The following is a 19,753-nucleotide window of genomic DNA, read 5'->3' as shown; positions in this document are numbered from 1 at the left end:
GCGGCGCCTACCTCTGAGCGGAGCCGGCGAGCCGTTCGGCGGCGCGGAAGAGCAGGTCCTCCGCGCCGGGCCGGGTGATGAGCTGCGCGCCGACGGGCAGCCCGGCGGCGGTTCCGGCGGGGACGCTCAGCGCGGGCAGGCCGAGGACGTTCCACGGGAACGTGAGGCTGACCAGAAGCGCGGTGAGCGGGCCGAGCTCGACCTCGGTCGCGCCAATCCGCGGCGCGGTGATCGGCATGGTGGGCATGGCCAGCAGGTCGTATCGGTCCAGCAGCCCGGCGATCTCGCGTGCGTACCGGTCCCGCTCGCGGAGCGCCCGGACGAGCCGCCAGCCGGGCATCTGGGCGGCCTTCTCCAGGCGTGCGAGCGTCACCGGCTGGTACAGGCCGGGCGCCTCCGCGACCCGCTCGGCGTGCACGTCGTGCGCCTCGCTGAACTGGATGGCGAGGAACACCTGCCGGAGTCCGGTGAAGTCGATCCGTTCGGTCGCCGCGTCCGGGAACAGCGCGCGGACGACCCGTTCCACCTCGGGGTCGGCGGCGGGCGGCTCGATCCAGGCGACGCGCCCGTCCGGCGCGCCACCGTCCGCGCCGCCGTCCTCATGCGGGGGCTCCGCGGGTCCGGCCAGGGCGTGGTAGGCGATCCGGCAGTCGGCGGCGGTCGCGGCGAGGACGCCCACATGGTCGAGCGAGCGGGACAGCGGGAACACGCCGCCGGCCGGGATGGCACCGTGCGCGGGCTTGAACCCGGCGACCCCGCAGAACGAGGAGGGGATGCGCACCGATCCGCCCGTGTCCGTGCCGAGGGCGAGCGGGACCATGCCCGCGGCGACCGCGACCGCGCTGCCGCTGCTGGACCCGCCGGACATCCGCTCCCGGTCGTGCGGGTTGCGGACGGGCCCGTTCACCGACACGTCGCCGGTGCCGCCGAACGCGAACTCCTGCGTGCCGGTCTTCCCGACGATCACGGCGCCGGCGTTCCGGAGCCTCGTCACACATACCGCGTCGTCCTCGGCGAGGTGCCCGTCGAAGTGCGCGGATCCCATCCCGGTGGGCAGCCCGGCGACGTCGATGATGTCCTTCACCGCGACGGGGACGCCGTGCAGCGGGCCCCGGTCGGCGCCGGAGGCCAGCTCCTCGTCGGCCGCCGCGGCCGCGGCCTCGGCGCCCTCCGGATCGAGGGTGACGAAGGCGTTGAGGTCCGGGTCGACCGACTCCAGGGCCCGCGCGGCCAGGCTCCGTGCCGACTCCCGCCCGGTCCGCAGGTCGCGTCCGATGTCCGCCAGCGTCCGTCCGGTGAAGAACCCGCCCACTCCGCCTCCTTGCGGCTTGTCCGTACCGATCTGCGTAGCATCGCAGACCGCGGCCGCCACTACCGTCACCCCACCGGTCGCTCCATGTCCCCCATCCGTCGCTCAACGTAAGCCGCTCGTCGCAGACCGTAGCCCGCTCATCGACCGCACGCCGGGATCAGTGAACCTACGCGCGGGTACGAGGCAAGCTTCAACGCACCTAGTGGAGACGCTCCCGCCGGTTCGCTGGGGGGCGGGGCGGAGGCCGTCGCGTTCCGCGCGCGGCAACCGCCCCTGTAACCGGTGACGTCCACATCCGGGTGGGGGGACGAGGTCACGGCCACGCGCCGTGGCCTCGTCATTTTTCGCGCCAGGCCCATTCGTGGCGACGGTTGAGAGCGCCGATCGCGGGGACGGGATGTCCCCAGGACGGTATGAGCACCGGAGGGACGCGCGCCATGACCGAGTCCGTCGCCATGACCGACGACGAAGTACGGGAGATCGACGCGTACTGGAGGGCCGCCAACTACCTGTCCGTGGGGCAGATCTATCTGCTGGACAACCCGCTGCTGCGCGAACCGCTCGAACGGCGGCACATCAAGCCACGGCTGCTCGGGCACTGGGGCACCTCGCCCGGACTGAACTTCTGCTACGCCCACCTCAACCGGGTGATCAGGGCACGCGACCTGGACATGATCTACATCATGGGGCCGGGGCACGGCGGGCCCGCGGCCGTCGCGAACGCGTGGCTCGAAGGCACCTACAGCGAGGTGTACCCGGACGTGTCGCCGGACGCCGCCGGGATGCGCAGGCTCTTCCGGCAGTTCTCCTTCCCCGGCGGCATCCCGAGTCACGTCGCGCCGGAGACGCCCGGCTCCATCCACGAGGGCGGCGAGCTCGGGTACTCACTGGCCCACGCGTACGGGGCCGCGCTCGACAATCCCGGCCTGGTCGTGACGTGCGTCGTCGGGGACGGCGAGGCCGAGACGGGCCCGCTGGCCGCGAGCTGGCATTCCAACAAGTTCCTGGACCCGGTGAAGGACGGGGCCGTCCTGCCGATCCTGCACCTCAACGGCTACAAGATCGCGAACCCGGCGGTGCTGGCGCGGATCCCCGAGGAGGAACTGGTGCAGCTGCTCGACGGGTACGGCTACCGGCCGTTCCTCGTCAGCGGGGACGAACCGGCCTCGATGCACCGGAAGATGGCCGCGGCGCTCGACCAGGCGCTCGACGAGATCGCCGGAATCCAGCGCGGCGCACGCGAGGGGCGGGTCTCCGAGCGGCGCCGCTGGCCGATGATCGTCCTGCGGTCCCCGAAGGGCTGGACGGGCCCGAAGGAGGTGGACGGGCTTCCGGTCGAGAACACGTGGCGGTCCCACCAGGTGCCGCTCGCCGGTGTCCGCGACGATCCCGGGCACCGCGCGCAGCTGGAGGAGTGGCTGCGCTCGTACCGTCCGGAGGAGCTGTTCGACGGCGAGGGACGTCCCCTGGCCGCGCTCCGGGCCCTCGCGCCCGCGGGCGAGCGGCGGATGAGCGCCAACCCGCACGCCAACGGCGGCCTGCTGCTGAAGCCGCTGACCCTGCCGGACTTCCGCGACTACGCCGTCCCGGCGGACAAGCCCGGCACAACGTCGTCCGAACCCACCCGGACGTTCGGGACGTTCCTGCGCGACGTCGTGAAGGGCAACCCGTCCAACTTCCGGATCATGGGCGCGGACGAGACCGCGTCCAACCGTCTCGGCGACGTGTTCGAGGCGACCGACCGCGTCTTCCAGGGCGAGCGGCTCCCGGCCGACGAGCACCAGGGGCCGTCCGGCCAGGTGATGGAGGTGCTGAGCGAGCATCTCTGCCAGGGCTGGCTGGAGGGCTACCTCCTCACCGGGCGGCACGGACTGTTCAACAGCTACGAGGCGTTCGTGCACATCGTCGACGCCATGTTCAACCAGCACGCGAAATGGCTGAAGGTGACCCGCGGCCTGCCGTGGCGGCGGCCGATCGCCTCGCTGAACTACCTGCTGTCGTCGCACGTGTGGCGGCAGGACCACAACGGCTTCACCCATCAGGACCCCGGCTTCCTCGACGTCGTGATGAACAAGAAGCCGGAGATCGTCCGGGTGTACCTGCCGCCGGACGCCAACACGCTGCTGTCGGTCGGCGACCACTGCCTGCGGTCTCGCGACTACGTCAACGTGATCGTGGCCGGTAAGCAGCCGGCGCTGAACTGGCTGCCGATGGACGCCGCGATCGCGCACTGCACCCGGGGCATCGGGATCTGGGAGTGGGCGTCAAGCGACGACGGCGCCGACCCGGACGTGGTGATGGCGTGCGCGGGCGACATCCCGACCCTGGAGACGCTCGCCGCCGTGGACCTGCTCAGGCGGCTGTTCCCCGAACTGCGCGTCCGGGTCGTGAACGTCGTGGACCTCATGCGGCTGCAACCGCCCAGCGAGCACCCGCACGGGATGCCGGACCGTGACTACGACGCCCTGTTCACCACCGACAAGCCCGTCATCTTCGCGTTCCACGGCTACCCGTACCTCATCCACCGGCTCACGTACCGGCGCGCCGGACATCACAATCTCCACGTCCGCGGCTACAAGGAGGAGGGCACGACCACCACGCCGTTCGACATGGTCATGCTGAACGACCTGGACCGCTACCACCTGGTCATGGACGTCATCGACCGCGTCCCATCGCTCGGCGGCCGGGTCGCGCACATCCGGCAGCGCATGGCCGACCAGCGCCTCTTCCTGCGCGGGTACACCCGCGAGCACGGCGAGGACGCGCCGGAGGTCCGCGACTGGACGTGGCCGTACTGATGCGGGTCCTGACGGTCAACCCGGGGTCGAGCAGCCTGAAGGTGAGCCTGCTCGACGCCGACGACACGGTCCTGGCCGCGGACGCAGGCGCGGGCCACGAGATGGCCGGGCTGGTCGCCGGCATGCCGCGCCCAGACGCGATCGGCGTCCGGTTCGTGCACGGCGGCATCGACTTCACCGAGCCGGTGCGCGTCGACACCGAGGTCACCGAGCGTCTCCACAAGCTGGCGGACCTGGCGCCTCTGCATCAGCCGGCGTCGCTGCACGCGTTGTCGGAGATTACGGGTGAGCTGCCGGACGTCCCGGCCGTCGCCTGCTTCGACACCGCGTTCCACGCCACCCTGCCGGACGCCGCCGCGACCTACGCGCTCCCGCCGGAGTGGCGCGAGCGGTTCGGGCTGCGGCGCTACGGGTTCCACGGGCTCTCGTTCTCCTACGCCGTCCGCCGCACGGGCGAACTGCTCGGCAGCGACCCGGCGGCGCTGCGGATGGTCGTCTGCCACCTGGGTTCCGGCGCGTCCCTGTGCGCCGTGGCCGAAGGCCGGTCGGTCGACACCACGATGGGGTTCACCCCGCTCGAAGGGCTGGTCATGGCGTCCCGGGCGGGCAGCATCGACCCGGGCATCCCGCTGTGGCTGATCAAGCACGGGCTCGACCCCGGCGACGTCGGCCGGGCGCTCGAACGCGAGTCCGGGCTGCGCGGCCTGACGGGGACGGGCGACATGCGCCGCGTCCGCGAGCTCGCGGGGGAACGCGACGTCATCGCCCTCGCCGCGCTGGACGTCTTCCACCACCGTCTCCGCGCCTGCGCCGCCGCGATGACGGCCTCCCTCGGCGGGCTCGACGTACTCGTGTTCACCGGCGGCATCGGCGAGCACGATCCGTCCGTGCGCATGCGGCTGGCCGAGGACCTCGCCTACCTGGGCGTCTCCGTCGATCCCGACCGCAACGCCGAAGCGGACGGAGACACCGACCTCACCGCCGCCGGGGCGCCCGTCCGCACCCTGGTCATCGCCGCCCGCGAGGATCTGGAGATGGCCGCGGACGTGCGGCGTTGCCTCCGGCCCCGGTGACGCCGTCACGGCGATCACACCGTGACCATCGCTTTCTGGTGAATCATCAGGAAACGCCCATAAAGTGGGAAGGTGGAGAACGCGTCAGGCGCTTTGGAGGGCGTCACCCGGAAACTGGAGAACATCCAGGCGATCACCGACGAGATGTTCGCCCATATGGATGTCGACGAGTTCCTGGACACCCTCCTCGAACGCGTCCGCGAGGTCCTGGACGTGGACACCGCGGTGGTCCTGCTTCTCGACCGGGCGGGGCGCGATCTCATGGCGACGGCCGCGAAGGGCATCGAGGAAGAGGTCAGCCAGGCGGCCCACGTCCCGGTGGGCCGGGGGTTCGCCGGACGCGTGGCCGCCGAGCGGCGGCCGATCCGCATCGCCGACGTGCCGAGCGCCGACATCTTCAACCCGCTCCTGGTCCAGCGGGGTCTCCGGTCCCTGCTCGGCGTACCGCTCGTCGGCGGCGGCAGGCTGGTGGGCGTCATGCACGTCGGGACGCTCACCCCGCGCCGCTTCACCGCGGAGGAAGAAGAGTTCCTGCAGCTCGCGGCCGCACAGGCCGCCATGGCGGTGCGGTCGCTGCTCAGCCGCGCCGAACGTGCCGGAGCGCTGGAGCTGCAGCGCAGCCTGATCCCGTCGGAGCTTCCGGAGATCCCCGGTCTCGACATGGCCGCCCGCTACCGTCCGGGCAAGTCGATCGTCGGCGGGGACTGGTACGACGTCTTCACGCTCCCGTCCGGCGAGACCGGCATCGTCATGGGGGACGTGGCCGGGCACGGCCTGCCGGCCGCCGTCGTCATGGGACGGCTGCGGAGCGCCCTTCGGGCGTACGCGCTGGAATCGGCGGGTCCGGCCGAGGCGCTGCACAGGCTCAACCGGAAGATGCTGCACTTCGAGCCCGATGTGACGGCCACCGTCCTGTACGCGGTGTGCGGTCCCGAGGGCCGGGTACGGGTCTCCTCGGCCGGCCACCCTCCCCCGGTCTTCGCGGCGCCGGGCTCCCCCGCGCACGCCGTCGACGTGGACTTCGACGTCCTCATCGGCCTGGACGAAGCGATCCCCCGCCGGACCACGACCATCGAGCTTCCCCCGGGCGCCCTGCTGTGCTTCTACACCGACGGGCTGATCGAACGGCGGGACGACTCGATCCGCGCCGGCATCGCCAAGCTGTGCGAGGCGGTGTACGCCGGCCCGCCCGAGGACGTCGGCGCCGCGGTGATGTCCGCGCTCATCGGGCGGGAGCCGGCCAAGGACGACGTCGCCCTGCTGCTGATGCGCCGCCGTCTTTCCTGAGCCGCCGTTCAGCGGGTGCGGGCGCGTTTCTCCTCGTCCTCCAGAAGGGGACCGACGCGGAACGGGACCTGGTGGGTGAGGACGATCGAGGTGGTGCTCCGGCGGACGCCCGGACACGCGAGGATCGAGTCGATCACCTCGTGGAGCTGCTTGCCGTTCGGCGCGACCGCCCGCACCAGGAGGTCGCCCTGACCGGTGATGCCGAGCACCTCCAGGACGCGCGGGATCGCGGACAGCGCGACGGCCGCCTCCCGGAGCCGGCCCTGCGCGACCTCCAGCGTGACGAACGCGGTGAGCTCGAACCCGATGGCGCCGAGGTCGACCTCCCGGCCGCGATGCCCGATCACGCCCTCGCGTTCGAGCCGCTCGACCCGGGCGTGCGCGGTGTTGCGGGCGATGCCGAGCTTGGCGGCCAGCTCCGTGACGCCGATGCGGGGCTGCTCGACGAGACGGCGGAGGATCTGCAGGTCGAGGAGAGTGGTACGGGTCACAACGCTCAGCTCCGGCGGGTAACTCGGTTCTGACTTGAGCAATCCGCTCAATTATCGCCCAGCCATCTTGCACACCGCTCAGCGACATTGGCTCAATGCAAGCATGAGCACCAGCGTTTCCCCCTCTCCGCTCCGCGACCGGCTCGAGCTGGAGCGCGGCCGGATCGCGATCGGCGGCGTGCACGCGCTCGTCCGGCTGCTGCTCGACCAGCGGCGCGCGGACGCCCGCCGCGGCTGGACGACCGCCGGGTTCGTGTCCGGCTACCGGGGGTCGCCGCTCGGCGGCCTCGACCAGCAGCTGATGCGGGACGCCGAGCTCCTGGAGGGCCACGACATCCGGTTCGTGCCCGGCGTGAACGAGGAGCTGGCGGCGACGGCGGTGTACGGGTCGCAGCTCGTGGACCACCTGCCCGGCCCGCGCTACCAGGGCGTCTTCGGCCTCTGGTACGGCAAGGCGCCCGGCGTGGACCGGTCGCTGGACGCCTTCAAGCACGCGAACTGGCTCGGCACGTCCGAACGCGGCGGGGTGCTCGCGGTGGTGGGCGACGACCCGTCCGCGAAGTCGTCCACGCTGCCGTCCGCGACGGAAGGCGCGCTCGCCGAGGCGTTCATGCCGGTGCTGGTCCCCGCATCGGTGGGCGACGTGCTCCGGCTGGGACGGCACGGGTTCGAGATGTCCCGGTTCAGCGGCGCCTGGACGGGTTTCAAGGTCGTGACCGATGTCGCCGACTCCCACGAGACCGTGACCGCGGAGCCGGTGCCGGACCCGGTGCTCCCCGAGTTCACCTGGCGGGGACGCCCGTGGAAGCCGACCCGCAGGCCCGGCGTCGACCTCAAGGACACGACGGCCCTGGAGACCGAGGTCCTGCAGGGCCGGCTGCAGGCTGCCACAGCCTACGCCGCCGCGAACGGCCTCGACCGGATCGAGGGCGCCGCCGGCGACGCGGCCATCGGACTCGTCGCCGCCGGACGCACCTACCTGGAGCTGCGCGAGGCCCTCGACCGCCTCGGCCTGGACGACGCGGCACTGACCCGGCGCGGCGTCCGGCTGCTGCGGCTCGCCATGATCTACCCGCTGGACGCGGGCCGGCTCAAGGAGTTCGCGACCGGGCTCCGAGAGATCGTCGTGGTGGAGGAGAAGCGCGCGTTCGTCGAGACGCAGATCCGCGACGTGCTGTACGACCTGGCGGAACGTCCCGCCGTGTACGGCAAGCGCGGAGTGGACGGCGCCGGTCTCGTCCCGCCCGACGGGGGCCTGGACGCAGACCGGATCGCCAGGGCCCTCGCCCGATTCCTCGCCGACCGCGTCGGCGAGGAGCACGTCGACCTGCGCGACCCGGTGCTGAAGCCCCGCACGCCCAAGATCAACCTGCTCGGAGCCACCCGCACCCCGTACTTCTGCTCCGGCTGCCCGCACAACCGGTCGACCGTCGTCCCGGACGGGTCGGTCGCCGCGAGCGGCATCGGGTGCCATGTGATGACGGTGTTCCAGGACCGCAGCATCGGCACGACGCAAATGGGCGGCGAGGGCGCGATGTGGGTCGGCGCGGCCCCGTTCAGCGACACCGGGCACATGTTTCAGAACCTCGGGGACGGGACGTTCTTCCACTCGGGCAGCCTCGCCGTCCGGCAGGCGGTCGCGGCCGGCACGAACATCACCTTCAAGATCCTCTACAACGCGGCCGTCGCGATGACCGGCGGGCAGGACGCCGACGGCGGCTCCGACCCGGCCGCGATCACCCGGATGCTGCACGCCGAGGGCGTCACGAAGATCACGGTGGTGGCGGACGACCCGTCCCGCTACCCGCGCGGAACGGACTGGGCGCCCGGCGTGAAGGTCCGGCACCGCGACGACCTCGACGCCGTCCAGCGGGAGCTCCGCGAGATCCCCGGCGTGACCGTGCTGCTGTACGACCAGGCGTGCGCGGCCGAGACGCGGCGCAAGCGCAAGCGCGGCCTCCTGCCCGACCCGCAGACCCGGGTGCTGATCAACGAGGCCGTCTGCGAGGGCTGCGGCGACTGCGGCACCAAGTCGAACTGCCTGAGCGTCGAACCGGTCGAGACCGAGTTCGGACGCAAGACGCAGATCAACCAGACGTCCTGCAACAAGGACTACTCCTGCGTGGACGGCGACTGCCCCTCGTTCGTCACCGTCATCCCCGGCAAGAGGAAGGCCGCCCGGCCGATGCCGGAGATCGCCGAGCCGGCCGAGCCCGCCTCGCGGCCGGAGTCGGCGGACGTCCTCCTCGTCGGCATCGGCGGCACCGGGGTCGTCACCGTCAACCAGGTCCTCGCCACCGCGGCCCTCATCGACGGGCGGCACGCCCGCTCGCTCGACCAGACGGGGCTCAGCCAGAAGGCCGGCGCGGTCGTCTCGCACCTGCGCATCGGGCCCGCCGACCGTGACCGGCCCGGGATGGTGGGCGCGGGCGGCGCCGACGCGTACCTGGTCTTCGACTCCCTGGCGGGGACGTCCGAGACGAACCTGCGCCGCTGCGCCCCGGACCGCACCACCGCGGTCGTGTCGACCAGCGAGGTCCCGACCGGGCGGATGATCGTCGACACCTCGGCGTCGCTGCCGCCGAGCGCGTCCCTCGTCAAGCGGATCGCGGACCACACCCGCGCGGACCGGCTGGTCGCGCTCGACGCCCTCGCGCTCGCCGAGCGCTGGTTCGGCGCCACGACCACGGCCAACTTCGTCGTCGTCGGCGCCGCCTACCAGTCGGGGCTGCTGCCGCTGTCCGCGCGGGCCATCGAGGAGGCGCTCACGCTGAACGGCGTCCAGGCGGGGGCGAACATCCAGGCGTTCCGGGCGGGCCGCCGCCTCGTCCTCGAACCGGAACGGGCGGCCGAGCCGGCCGCGGTGAAGGCGACCCCGCGACCGCTGGACACCACCGCGCCGACCGCGATGAACCTCGTCGACGCGGCTGGCACGGAGGGAGAACTGGCCCGCGTCCTGCGGATCCGCGTCCCGGACCTCGCCGCGTACCAGAACCTGGCGCTCGCCAAGCGGTACCTGGACGCCGTCCTGCGCGTCGCCGAGGCGGAGGAACAGGCCGGTGCGGGCGGACAGCGGCTCGCGGTCGCCGTGGCGCGCAACCTGCACAAGCTGATGGCCTACAAGGACGAGTACGAGGTCGCCCGCCTGCACCTCGACCCGGAGCTCACCCGGAACGTCGAGGAGCGGTTCGGCCCCGGCTCCACCGTCGCGTACATGCTGCACCCGCCGCTGCTGCGGGCGGTCGGCCTGGACAAGAAGATCGCGCTCGGCCGCTCGGCGCGCCCGGCGTTCCACGCGCTGCGGGCCATGCGCCGGCTCCGCGGCACCCCGTTCGACCCGTTCGGCGCCACCGCACAGCGCCGCGCCGAGCGCCGTCTCGTCACCGGGTACGTGGCGGTGGTGAACGAGCTGGTCGCCGGGCTGGACGCCGACCGCCACGACACGGCGGTGCGGATCGCCGAGCTGCCCGACATGATCCGCGGGTACGAGGACGTCAAGACCGCGAACATCGCCCGCTACGAGGAGACCCTCCGCGAGTTGCTCGCCGCGTGGCGCGCCGAACGGTCGCCGAGCCGGGTATGAGTCAGGTGATCGCGCTGGTCACCGCGCCGACCAGCGCGATCACCACCAGCTCCAGCGCGAGGAGCTTCGTCAGCGGGCCGGGCGTCAGCCGGTACTCGTAGCACTGCTCGACGAGGATCTTCAGCTGGTCGCCCAGGTGCATCCGCGGCGCGGAATGCCGCGACGGGACGCCCCGGAGCGTCGGCGGTGGCGGCGGCTGTTCCTCGACCGGACGCACGAGCACGCTCGTGACCGCCCTGGTCGGGACCACCATCCGGTCCCAGTGCAGCGCGTCCAGCGGCAGCGGTTTCCCGTGCCCGTCCAGCTGGAAGATCGGGCCGCACAGGGTGATGAAACGCGGCTCGGTCCCGCGCGCCACCGACTCCTCCCCGAGCAGTCCCCGAAAGGTCTCTCCGCTGCTCAGCGTGATTTCGAGTTCGACTTCGCGATCTGTATAGTCGCCGCGCGAACCGGCTATCGGCCGGGCCGCAGGAAATGGCCCGGGCCGATTCTCCAACCGCACGAGAACCGCCGCGACCAGCGACGACAGGGTGAGTGAAAGCGCGAGGAAACAGCCCACCGACCAGGCTGCCAGAAGTGGCGTGGCCGTCGGGGTGCCGCTCTCGTCCAGGATGTGGCGCAGGTTCGGCATGGAGCTCTGGCCCAGCGCACCGAGCAGGATCAGCGTGATGGTCGTGACGACCGTGCCCGCGATGACCACGCGGGAGAATCTCGGCGCGTTCTCCCGCCGGGACCGCTCCCGGCGGCCGCGCGTCATATCGAAATGCAGACCCGGGACCGCCGCCAGAGCCAGCAGCACAACAGGCACGACAATGGAATTTTCGGTCATGGTCACCCCAGCCCGCCATCAGGGGTCATTGGCGTTCAGATCCTGTCAGCTGGCCCATGAAATCTCAACATCAAGACAACTGACGGCCGATCCAATTGACGTTCAGTTCGCATTACCGCAGAAAGGCGCTATCGCCACCGTCCGTAGGTCCGGTCGAACTTCCCAGGCGGGCGGCGCGTACCTCCTGACGCGCCGGGGACCACGCCCGGCACCGGAGTGCGACGAAGGTGACGTCGAGTGGAATCGGGCTTGCGGCTGACGGAGCGCTACCGCCTCGTGGAGCGCCTGGACGACGGCGGAACGATGGAGGTCTGGCGCGCCTGGGACGAACTGCTCGGCCGTCCCGTCGCGGTGAAGCTCCTGACGCCCGCGCGCGGAGACCTGCACCGCACCTTCCAGGAGGGCGTGAACCGCGCCGCCGGGCTGTCCCACGCGGTGCTGGAGACGGTCTACGACAGCGACCAGACCCGGGACGCGGCCGGGCGCCTCACGTCCTTCGTCGTGACCGAGTTCCTGGACGGCGAGACCCTCGCGGACCGGCTCCGGGGCGGCCCGCTCACCGCGTCCGAGGCGTCCGACGTCTGCGGCCAGATCGCCGGTGCGGTGGACGCCGCCCACACGGCCGGCGTGGTGCACGGCGACCTGAGGCCGGGCAAGGTCATGCTCTGCTGCGGCGAGGTGAAGGTCGTCGACACCGGCATCGGCGGGATCGTTCGCAGCGCGCGCACGTCCGCGGGCCGCGACACGAGCCTCGTCCGGGCCGCCGAGGTCGAGACCGCCGACGTCCGCGCGCTCGGCACGATCCTCAGCGCCTGCCTCGCCCCCGGAACGTCCGAGGCGCTGTCCGCGCTCGCCGCCCGCTGCCTGAGCCCCGACCCTCCGTCCGCCACGGAGATCGCCGACCTCCTCGCCCGCGACGACGAACCGCCGAGCGCGGTCTTCGCGGCGCCGGGAAGCACGACGGGCCCGGCCGCGCCGAACGACCACCGGACCAGGGCGCTGCGCCCGCGGCCGCGGCCCCGGCACCGCCGCCGCGGCGTCCGGCTCGCCACGGTCGCCCTCGTGCTGACGATCCCGGGCACGGCCGCCGCCGCGATCCTGGCGTCGGCGCCGCGGTCCCCCGGCACCGTCCCGCCGTCCACGCCGGCCAACGCCGTCCCCGCGCCCCGCACGACGCCGCCGCGGACCGAGCCGGCCGTCCCGGACCCGGCCGTCCCGGACACCGGCGTGTCCGACGCGCTCGGACGGCTGCGCCCCATCGTGAGCCGCGGATACGCCTCCGGCGAGATCCGCTCCGACGTCGCCGTCGATCTCAACAACGTCATCACCAACCTGGAGAACGATCTCACCTCCAACCCGAACGTCGACGTCGGCGGCCGCGTCGCCCAGCTGCACGACAAGATCGTCACCCGGCAGCGGGAACGGGGGCTGACCCCCGGCGTCGCGGACGATCTGAACCGCGTCCTCGCGACGATCCAGACATGACGGAGGACCGGCCCCCCACGCAATGGCGGCGCGAGGAACTCGCCCGCCCAGCGCGCACGTTCCGCCTCCCCTGGCTCGCGCTCGCCGGCGTCGCCGCCACGATCATCGCCGCGAGCACCCTGGTCGTCACCATCGGCGACACGCTCTCCAGCCGCGACCGTTCGGCCGGGAGCCTGCTCCCCCTCCAGGCGGCGTCTCCGTCCGCGACGGCTCCGCCGTCCACGCCCGAACCGCCCCCGCCGACACCCGAGCCGTCACCGCCCGAGACACCGGACCCGCCCCGGTCGGAAACGCCGGACCCGCCCATGGCCGCTCCCATGGCGGACATCCACGACGCCCTCCTGAAGCTGCGCCGCTCCGTCGACCAGGGCGTCGCCGTCGGCGATGTCCGCGACGACGTCGGTCTCGACCTCACCAACGTGATCGAGGGCATGCTCGACGAGGGCCGCGGCCCGCGCCGGCGGGCCCGCGCGAACATCACCTACCTGCAGAACAAGATCGCCACCCGCACCCGCGAGGGCGGCATCTCCGACGACCGCGCCGAAGAGCTCCACCTGATCCTCGACCGCGCGACCCCCTAGCGACCCGTACCATCGAGGCACCGCAGGCCGGCACGGACGGGGGGCGTGTGCAGGAGCTCAGCCAGGAGGACTTCACCGCTCTGCTGGCCTTCCGCACCGGGCTGCGGCGCTTTCTGCGGTGGAGCGAGGAGGCGGCGCGCGCGGCGGGGCTGACCCCGGCGCAGCACCAGCTGCTGCTCGCCGTCAGGGGCCACGGCGCCGGACGTCCCCCCACCATCGGCGAGCTGGCCGACTACCTGCTCCTGCGGCACCACAGCACCGTCGAGCTGATCAACCGGGCCGAGAACGCGGGCCTCGTCGAACGCGAGCGCGACCCCGCGGACAACCGGGTGATGCGGGTACGGCTGACGACCACCGCCGACCGGGTCCTCGCCGAGCTGACCCGGGTCCACCTCGCGGAACTGCGCAGCCTCGCGCCGATCCTCGACCGCCTGAACACCGAACTGAGCGCGCTGGAGAGCCCACCTGACTCCCGTCAGCCGTCGCGCAGGCCGAACTCCACGCAGCAGTAACCGGTGTGGGGGGCGAGCGCGGCCTCGACGCTGGACGCGCCGAGACCGTCCACCATGCCCGACAGGAACGCGTGGTTCACGCCGCACACCAGGTCGGGATCGTCCTCGGCCATCGGATGGAACGGGCAGTTGCGCAGCCGCAGCCGGGTCGGTCCCTCCCGGTCGGGTTCGAACCCGTGCCGTTCCAGGATCTCCGCCGCGCAGGTGAGGGCGCGTTCCGCGCCCAGCCGCCCGCCCCGGACGGGACGGCTCTCCGCCTCGCCGAGCGCATGCCCGCGCTCCCCTGCGGCCCGCAGCGCCGCGTCCTGCCCGCTCTCCCCCTCGGCCTGGCCACGGACCGCGTCCAGCAGGATGCTCGCCAGCAGACCGTGCTCGCGCTGCGGGATGCTGACCCGCACATCGAGACCGGACGGCTCGTACACCTTCGGCGCCCGGCCCACCCGCCGGACTCCGGCCGGGCTGCCGTAGCGGGCGCGCAGCAGCCCCGCGTCCACGAGCTTGTCGAGATGGAACGCTGCCAGCTTGCGGGAGATGCCGACGCTGGCCGCGGCCTCGTCCCGGGTCACCGGCGCCTTGGCCGAACGGATGAACGCGTACATCCCGCGCCGCAGGTCGTCGCTGAGGATGGCGGCGGCCTCCAGCCCGGTGGAGTCTGAGGTCACCCCATCACCCTAACGCGCGATCTCCATAACGCCCAGAAAGTTACCCGAAACAGGACAGCGCCCCAGCCAGCCGCACCGTGTTGACGGCCCTCTGCTATAACACCAATACTTGTTGGTGAAACAGGAGGTCGTCATGGACGATCCGCAGTACCTGGCGAAACAGCCGGTGAGCCCGCTCGCCGGAAGCTACGGCCATCCCCTGCACCCGATCCTCGCGACGGTGCCGATCGGGGCGTGGACGGGCAGCCTCGTGTTCGACATCGCCTCGCATCTGGTCGATGACCCGGACTTCCTGGCCAAGGGGTCGCTGTGGCTCATCGGCGTGGGCGTCATCGGCGCGCTCGCCGCCGCGGCGGCCGGCTTCCTGGATCTGCTCGCCATCCCGCCGGGGACGCCCGCCTTCCGCACGGCCCTGGTCCACATGTCGCTGAACCTCGCCGTGACCCTCGCCTACGCGATCGGATTCGGCTGGCGCATGGGGGACGTCACCGGAGCCGTCGACCTCGGTCAGATCGCGCTTTCCGCCGTGTCGCTCGCGTGCCTCGCCGTGTCCGGGTTCCTCGGCGGGAAACTCGCCTACCGCTACGGCGTGCGCGTCGCCGACGAGAGAACCCAGGCCGAGGGCTTTGCCCGCACACCACGTCCCCACACCGACCAAGGAGGAACACCATGAACATCGCCGCACTCGTCACCTGGCTCGTCACCGCCCTGGGCGGCTTCTACATGCTCGGCACCTGGATCGCGCGCGGCGGGGTCCGGGGCGGGAACTCCCGGCTCCCCGTCCCGGTGATCTTCGGCCACTTCCTGCTCGCCGCCGCCGGCCTCGTCGTCTGGATCATCTACCTGTTCACCGACACCGGCGCGCTGGCCTGGACGGCGTTCGGCATCCTGCTGCCGGTGGCGCTGCTCGGCTTCGTCATGTTCGCCCGCTGGCTGACAGTGTCCCGCACGCCGTCCGTCCGCGCCGCGGGCGCCCCGGGCTCCGCCCAGGCCGACGCCGCCCCCGAGAGCTCCTTCCCCGTCCCGGTCGTCCTCGGCCACGGCCTCTTCGCGGTCGCCACCCTGCTCCTCGTCGTCCTCAGCGCACTCCAGGGCTGAGGGGCTTGACGGCGGCATATCGTTTATCGTTATTATCGAAAAACGATATGCCGCTGCGCGAGGAGACACATCATGACCACGGCCTTCCGCTGGACGCGGGTGGACAGCCATGTCCTGGAACTGGTCATCGGGCTCGGCCTGCTGCTGGTCGGCCTCTTCCAGGCCCTCTTCCCGCTCCTCGGGGTGACCGGGCCCCTGCCCCCCATCGACACGCGCGACGTGCGTCTCGACACCGCCGCGCAGGTGCCGCACCTTCAGTCCGGCGGGGCGACCCTGCGCGGCACCCACCACGCCGAACTGGCGTTCACCGACCCGGCCCTCTGGGACCGCGTCCTCCTCGCCGCCCCGCAGATCGTCCACGCCGGCCTGATCCTCGTGATCCTGTCCATTCTCATGCGGATGGCCACGACGTTCCGGAGGGGCGACGTCTTCGTCCCGGCGAACGTGTACCGCCTCTACGGCATCGCCGTCGCCCTCATCCTGACCGGCACCGCCGTCCCCGCGCTCGACATGATCACCACGGAGGCCCTGATCAGCGGCACCCCGTTCACCAAGGAGGTCGAGTCCGGGTTCACGATGTCCGCGTCGACCGTCCTGCTGTCCATCCTCGTCGCCGCCCTGGCCGGCGCGTTCGGCCACGGCACCCGCCTGCGCGCCGACACCGAGGGCCTGGTCTGATGCCCCCGGAGGACCCCCACGAGATCACCGTCCATCTGGACGCCCTCCTCGCCGAACGCGGCCTCACCCTGACCGAACTGGCCGAACGCGTAGGCGTGACCCCCGTCAACCTCTCCATCCTGAAGAACGGCCGCGCCAAGGCGATCCGCTTCACCACCCTCAGCGCCCTCTGCAGGGAACTCGACTGCCAACCGGGTGACCTGCTGGCCCACGAGAAGAACCAATAAATACAGCAGGCACCTCTCCGGATGAGGTGCCTGCTGTGCGGGGTTCGGACGAACCGGGCCTTGCGGTCCGGGTCAAGGCTTCGCCCGTCTCCCGAGTCTTCGAGAGGTCATGAGGCGCCGGCGATCACTTCCGTTTCTGGCTCGGGGACGGGGCGGGTCGGCTGCAGGCGGCGCGGGGTCATGCCAAGGGCGGCGATCGCTGCGATCACCATGAACCCGCCGACCATCAGCCAGGCGTGGACGTAGGCGGTGTGCGCGTCGGGGTAGCCGTGCGGGGTGCCGAGCACGGCGACGGCCAGACTGACCCCGAGGACGGTGCCGATCTGCCGGCTCATGTTGACCACGGCGCTGCCGGTGGCGTAGCGGTGGGACGGCAGGTCGACGGCGGCCGCGGACAGGATGGTGGGGAGGGCGAGGCCGACGCCCGTCCCGCCGATGAGCCAGCCCGGCAGCATCTCGGACGCGTAGGCCGGTGCCGGGCCGAGGCTCATCGCGATCATGACGACGCCGAACGCGCACAGCATGCACCCGACGGCGGTGATCAGTCCGACGGGGACGCGTGCGGCGGCCATGCGTCCGGCGATGAGCGCCATGATGGGGACCATCAGGGGGCCGGGCGCGACGGCGAGCCCGGTCCTGATGGGCGAGTAGTGCCAGACCTGCTGCATCCACAGCACGCCGATCAGCAGGTTGGCGGCGAACGCGACGGTGAAGAGCAGGACCGCGGCGTTCGACCAGAAGAAGGTGCGGACGGCGAGCAGCGCGGGTTCGATCACCGGCGCGGGGTGCCGCAGCGAGCGCAGCCAGAACCAGGCGAGGCCGAGCAGCGCGGCGCCGACGACGACGGTCGTCCGCTCGCCCGGCCAGTCGTTGATCCGCACGAGGCCGAGCGCCAGCAGCGCGACGGCGCCGGTCAGCACGGCGGTGCCGGGCAGGTCGGGGAAGCGGGCGGTGACGCCTTCGCGGGAGTCGGGGACGAGGCGGAGCGCGAGCAGCACCGCGATGATCCCGACGGGGACGTTGACCTCGAACACCCAGCGCCAGGAGACGTCGACGAGGACGCCGCCGATCGCCGGCCCCGCCGCGGCGGCGATCGCGGAGGCGGCGGACCAGATCCGCACGGCGCCGCCGCGCCGTGCCGCCGGGAACGCCGACAGCAGGAGGCCGAGGCTGGTGGGGATGAGCGCCGCCGCTCCCGCGGCCTGCACGACGCGGAAGGCGACCAGCCACCACAGGGACGGGGCGGCGGCGCACGCCTGGGAGGCGAGGGTGAAGACGATGAGGCCGAGGACGAGGCCCTTCTTGCGGCCGTAGCGGTCGGCGAGCCTGCCGAGCGGGACGAGGAGTGCGGCGAAGACGATCGCGTAACCGTTGAGCACCCACGACAGGTCGGCCATCGGTTCCCCGGCGAAGTCGCGGCCGATGTCGTTGAACGCCACGTTGACGATGAACAGGTCGAGGCCCGCCATGAAGGAGGCGACGGAGAGCACCGCGAGCACCGGCCCCGTGCGTACCTGACTTTGTTCCACCATAGTCAGGGAGGCTAGCGAGCCACCTGACTTTGGTCAAGCGAAGTCAGCAGGTTTATAGTGGACGGGTGACGATCGCACTTGAGGGGCACTTCGCCGACCGCGAAGCCTGGTCGATGCAGAACTGCCCGGTCGCGAGAACACTGGCCGCGCTGGGTCCGCCGTCGGCGGTCCTGGTGCTCAGCGAGGCGTTCTTCGGGACCAACCGTTTCGGCGACTTCGTGCGCAATCTCGGCATGACCGAATCGGCCGTCACCGCCCGGCTGCGCCATCTGGTCGACGCCGGCCTGCTGGTCCGGGAGCCCTACCAGGAACCCGGGCAGCGCACGCGCTACGAGTACCACCTGACGAAGATGGGCCTGGACCTCGCGCCCACCCTGGTCAGCCTCATGGAATGGGGCGAGACCTACCTGCCCCACGAGGAGGGCCGCCAGGTCATGCTGACCCACGCCCGCTGCGGGGAGCGCGTGACGGCGCAGGTCAGATGCGCGGACGGCCACGACGTCGGTGTGGACGAGATCGTCATGGGCCCGCCGGAACCCGGCGAGCAGCACACCGGCGCCTGACGGCGCCCGCGCCATACGCGGGTCAGGGGCGCCGGGTGCCGCCGGCCAGGCGGAGGGCGTGTTCGACCAGGGAGACGAGGACCTGTTTCGCCGAGACCGTATGGCGGGCGTCGCACAGCAGGACGGGGACGTGCGGGTCGATGTCCAGGGCAGTCCGGATCTCCGGCGGGTCGTAGCGGTCGGCGTCGTCGAAGCAGTTGACGGCGACGACGAACGGCGTGCCCTTGCGCTCGAAGTAGTCGATCGAGGCGAAGCTCGCCATCAGCCGCCGCGTGTCGGCGAGCACGACCGCGCCGAGCGCGCCGCGCGACAACTCGTTCCACATGAACCAGAACCGCTCCTGTCCCGGCGTCCCGAACAGGTAGATCGCGACGCCGTCGCGCAGGGTGATGCGGCCGAAGTCCATCGCCACGGTGGTGGTGGTCTTGGCGGCGACGCCGTCGAGGTCGTCGACGCCGACGCTCGCGTCGGTCAGCGCCTCCTCGGTGCGCAGCGGCCGGATCTCGCTGACCGCCCCGACCAGGGTCGTCTTCCCGACGCCGAACCCGCCGGCGACGAGTATCTTCAGCGCGACGCGCGGGCCGTCCGCCCGGTCGTCGGTCTCCTCGACTTCGTCGAGATCAGAGCGCGCGGAGCTCATCGAGCACCCTCCTGAGCAGGTTCGGATCGGTGTGCGGCTGGACGGCCGGCGCGGACGGCGTGGACCACCGCTGGACGTCCACGAGGCCCGAGTCGAGCAGGTCGCCGACCAGCACGCGGATCACGCCGAGCGGCAGGTTCAGGTCCGAGGCGAGGTCGGCGAGGGCGTGCGGACGCCGGCACAGCGCCAGCAGCCGGCGCTGCTGGCGCGACAGCCGGCCGGGCTCGGACGGCGGCCGGCCGGTCGCGACGAGGATCGCCACGATGTCGAGCGGCTCCCCGCTCGGCCGGGTGCGGCCGCGCGTCACCGCGTAGGGGCGGACGACCGGTCCGGCGGCGGCGTCCAGCCACCGCTCCCGGCCGGGACCCCGAGGAGCACCGGGCACGTCGCTGGGGTCCATTC

General features: G+C 72.0%; 19 protein-coding genes. 12 read left to right on the top strand and 7 right to left on the bottom strand.

The genetic code is table 11. The features are described from left to right. Positions 1 to 7: 7 nt before the first annotated feature. Positions 8 to 1,312 (bottom strand): amidase, encoded by a 1,305-nt coding sequence (locus ACQPXG_RS08940; protein WP_433467148.1) that lies wholly within the window; start codon positions 1,310 to 1,312, stop codon positions 8 to 10. A 437-nt stretch (positions 1,313 to 1,749) separates the two neighbouring features. On the opposite strand from ACQPXG_RS08940, the gene ACQPXG_RS08935 reads away from it, so the two are divergent. From ACQPXG_RS08935 to ACQPXG_RS08925, 3 genes are all read left to right on the top strand, one after another. Then, a complete protein-coding gene (locus ACQPXG_RS08935; protein ID WP_433467147.1) occupies positions 1,750 to 4,110 on the top strand; it encodes a phosphoketolase family protein in 2,361 nt (786 codons plus the stop codon). Next, positions 4,098 to 5,183, top strand: coding sequence for an acetate/propionate family kinase (locus tag ACQPXG_RS08930; protein ID WP_433467146.1), 1,086 nt, complete (start codon positions 4,098 to 4,100; stop codon positions 5,181 to 5,183). The genes ACQPXG_RS08935 and ACQPXG_RS08930 overlap by 13 nt, the downstream gene beginning before the upstream one ends. Positions 5,184 to 5,255: 72 nt before the next feature. Continuing rightward, positions 5,256 to 6,470: a PP2C family protein-serine/threonine phosphatase gene (locus ACQPXG_RS08925; RefSeq protein ID WP_433467145.1), complete on the top strand. Its 1,215-nt coding sequence runs from the start codon at positions 5,256 to 5,258 to the stop codon at positions 6,468 to 6,470. 8 nt (positions 6,471 to 6,478) lie between these two features. Here the strand turns inward: ACQPXG_RS08925 and ACQPXG_RS08920 are convergent, their stop codons facing one another. Then, positions 6,479 to 6,961 carry an Lrp/AsnC family transcriptional regulator gene (locus ACQPXG_RS08920; RefSeq protein WP_433467144.1) on the bottom strand — a complete coding sequence of 161 codons (483 nt, stop codon included), beginning with the start codon at positions 6,959 to 6,961 and terminating at the stop codon, positions 6,479 to 6,481. Between the two features lie 103 nt (positions 6,962 to 7,064). Here ACQPXG_RS08920 and ACQPXG_RS08915 point away from each other — a divergent pair, with 103 nt between their 5' ends. Beyond that, complete coding sequence (locus ACQPXG_RS08915) at positions 7,065 to 10,544, top strand: indolepyruvate ferredoxin oxidoreductase family protein (RefSeq protein WP_433467143.1); 3,480 nt, start codon at positions 7,065 to 7,067, stop codon at positions 10,542 to 10,544. 1 nt (position 10,545) lies between these two features. Here the strand turns inward: ACQPXG_RS08915 and ACQPXG_RS08910 are convergent, their stop codons facing one another. Beyond that, positions 10,546 to 11,352 (bottom strand): DUF6338 family protein, encoded by an 807-nt coding sequence (locus ACQPXG_RS08910; RefSeq protein ID WP_433467142.1) that lies wholly within the window; start codon positions 11,350 to 11,352, stop codon positions 10,546 to 10,548. Positions 11,353 to 11,610: 258 nt separating this feature from the next. On the opposite strand from ACQPXG_RS08910, the gene ACQPXG_RS08905 reads away from it, so the two are divergent. From ACQPXG_RS08905 to ACQPXG_RS08895, 3 genes are read left to right on the top strand one after another with little or no spacing between them, the layout of a single operon-like run. After that, positions 11,611 to 12,858 carry a protein kinase domain-containing protein gene (locus tag ACQPXG_RS08905; RefSeq protein ID WP_433467141.1) on the top strand — a complete coding sequence of 416 codons (1,248 nt, stop codon included), beginning with the start codon at positions 11,611 to 11,613 and terminating at the stop codon, positions 12,856 to 12,858. Next, on the top strand, positions 12,855 to 13,439 hold the full coding sequence (locus tag ACQPXG_RS08900; RefSeq protein ID WP_433467140.1) for a hypothetical protein: 585 nt from the start codon (positions 12,855 to 12,857) through the stop codon (positions 13,437 to 13,439). Before ACQPXG_RS08905 ends, ACQPXG_RS08900 begins: the two co-directional genes overlap by 4 nt. A 47-nt stretch (positions 13,440 to 13,486) precedes the next feature. After that, a complete protein-coding gene (locus tag ACQPXG_RS08895) occupies positions 13,487 to 13,951 on the top strand; it encodes a MarR family winged helix-turn-helix transcriptional regulator (RefSeq protein ID WP_433467139.1) in 465 nt (154 codons plus the stop codon). On the opposite strand, the gene ACQPXG_RS08890 is transcribed toward ACQPXG_RS08895, so the two are convergent. Next, positions 13,915 to 14,613 (bottom strand): helix-turn-helix transcriptional regulator, encoded by a 699-nt coding sequence (locus ACQPXG_RS08890; RefSeq protein WP_433467138.1) that lies wholly within the window; start codon positions 14,611 to 14,613, stop codon positions 13,915 to 13,917. The two genes, ACQPXG_RS08895 and ACQPXG_RS08890, sit on opposite strands and share 37 nt — an antisense overlap. A gap of 133 nt (positions 14,614 to 14,746) precedes the next feature. On the opposite strand from ACQPXG_RS08890, the gene ACQPXG_RS08885 reads away from it, so the two are divergent. The 4 genes from ACQPXG_RS08885 to ACQPXG_RS08870 all read left to right on the top strand — a co-directional run bounded on the left by ACQPXG_RS08885 (position 14,747) and on the right by ACQPXG_RS08870 (position 16,616). Further along, positions 14,747 to 15,286, top strand: coding sequence for a DUF2231 domain-containing protein (locus ACQPXG_RS08885; protein ID WP_433467137.1), 540 nt, complete (start codon positions 14,747 to 14,749; stop codon positions 15,284 to 15,286). Next, a complete protein-coding gene (locus ACQPXG_RS08880; RefSeq protein ID WP_433467136.1) occupies positions 15,283 to 15,711 on the top strand; it encodes a hypothetical protein in 429 nt (142 codons plus the stop codon). The genes ACQPXG_RS08885 and ACQPXG_RS08880 overlap by 4 nt, the downstream gene beginning before the upstream one ends. 72 nt (positions 15,712 to 15,783) lie before the next feature. Further along, positions 15,784 to 16,389 carry a DUF2975 domain-containing protein gene (locus ACQPXG_RS08875; protein ID WP_433467135.1) on the top strand — a complete coding sequence of 202 codons (606 nt, stop codon included), beginning with the start codon at positions 15,784 to 15,786 and terminating at the stop codon, positions 16,387 to 16,389. Further along, positions 16,389 to 16,616 carry a helix-turn-helix domain-containing protein gene (locus tag ACQPXG_RS08870; protein ID WP_433467134.1) on the top strand — a complete coding sequence of 76 codons (228 nt, stop codon included), beginning with the start codon at positions 16,389 to 16,391 and terminating at the stop codon, positions 16,614 to 16,616. Before ACQPXG_RS08875 ends, ACQPXG_RS08870 begins: the two co-directional genes overlap by 1 nt. Positions 16,617 to 16,723: 107 nt before the next feature. Here the strand turns inward: ACQPXG_RS08870 and ACQPXG_RS08865 are convergent, their stop codons facing one another. Then, entirely contained in the window at positions 16,724 to 18,148 is a 1,425-nt protein-coding gene (locus ACQPXG_RS08865; protein WP_433467133.1) for an MFS transporter, read from the bottom strand. A gap of 65 nt (positions 18,149 to 18,213) precedes the next feature. Here ACQPXG_RS08865 and ACQPXG_RS08860 point away from each other — a divergent pair, with 65 nt between their 5' ends. Then, complete coding sequence (locus tag ACQPXG_RS08860; protein ID WP_433467132.1) at positions 18,214 to 18,711, top strand: winged helix-turn-helix transcriptional regulator; 498 nt, start codon at positions 18,214 to 18,216, stop codon at positions 18,709 to 18,711. A 22-nt stretch (positions 18,712 to 18,733) separates the two neighbouring features. On the opposite strand, the gene ACQPXG_RS08855 is transcribed toward ACQPXG_RS08860, so the two are convergent. Together ACQPXG_RS08855 and ACQPXG_RS08850 are read right to left on the bottom strand one after the other, a co-directional pair. After that, positions 18,734 to 19,351, bottom strand: coding sequence for a GTP-binding protein (locus ACQPXG_RS08855; protein ID WP_433467131.1), 618 nt, complete (start codon positions 19,349 to 19,351; stop codon positions 18,734 to 18,736). Continuing rightward, positions 19,332 to 19,751 carry a DUF742 domain-containing protein gene (locus tag ACQPXG_RS08850; RefSeq protein WP_433467130.1) on the bottom strand — a complete coding sequence of 140 codons (420 nt, stop codon included), beginning with the start codon at positions 19,749 to 19,751 and terminating at the stop codon, positions 19,332 to 19,334. Before ACQPXG_RS08850 ends, ACQPXG_RS08855 begins: the two co-directional genes overlap by 20 nt. Between the last annotated feature and the right edge of the window lie 2 nt (positions 19,752 to 19,753).

The sequence above is a fragment of the Spirillospora sp. CA-128828 genome (assembly GCF_050945415.1).
Lineage (GTDB): Bacteria > Actinomycetota > Actinomycetes > Streptosporangiales > Streptosporangiaceae > Spirillospora.
This window is presented reverse-complemented; position numbering and strand designations above follow the sequence as displayed.

Coding starts and splice junctions, on each gene's coding strand:
- ACQPXG_RS08935 (WP_433467147.1), top strand. CDS start 1,750: ATGACCGAGTCCGTCGCCATGACCGACGACGAAGTACGGGAGATCGAC.
- ACQPXG_RS08915 (WP_433467143.1), top strand. CDS start 7,065: ATGAGCACCAGCGTTTCCCCCTCTCCGCTCCGCGACCGGCTCGAGCTG.
- ACQPXG_RS08900 (WP_433467140.1), top strand. CDS start 12,855: ATGACGGAGGACCGGCCCCCCACGCAATGGCGGCGCGAGGAACTCGCC.
- ACQPXG_RS08885 (WP_433467137.1), top strand. CDS start 14,747: ATGGACGATCCGCAGTACCTGGCGAAACAGCCGGTGAGCCCGCTCGCC.
- ACQPXG_RS08880 (WP_433467136.1), top strand. CDS start 15,283: ATGAACATCGCCGCACTCGTCACCTGGCTCGTCACCGCCCTGGGCGGC.
- ACQPXG_RS08875 (WP_433467135.1), top strand. CDS start 15,784: ATGACCACGGCCTTCCGCTGGACGCGGGTGGACAGCCATGTCCTGGAA.
- ACQPXG_RS08870 (WP_433467134.1), top strand. CDS start 16,389: ATGCCCCCGGAGGACCCCCACGAGATCACCGTCCATCTGGACGCCCTC.
- ACQPXG_RS08865 (WP_433467133.1), bottom strand. CDS start 18,148: ATGGTGGAACAAAGTCAGGTACGCACGGGGCCGGTGCTCGCGGTGCTC.
- ACQPXG_RS08855 (WP_433467131.1), bottom strand. CDS start 19,351: ATGAGCTCCGCGCGCTCTGATCTCGACGAAGTCGAGGAGACCGACGAC.
- ACQPXG_RS08850 (WP_433467130.1), bottom strand. CDS start 19,751: ATGGACCCCAGCGACGTGCCCGGTGCTCCTCGGGGTCCCGGCCGGGAG.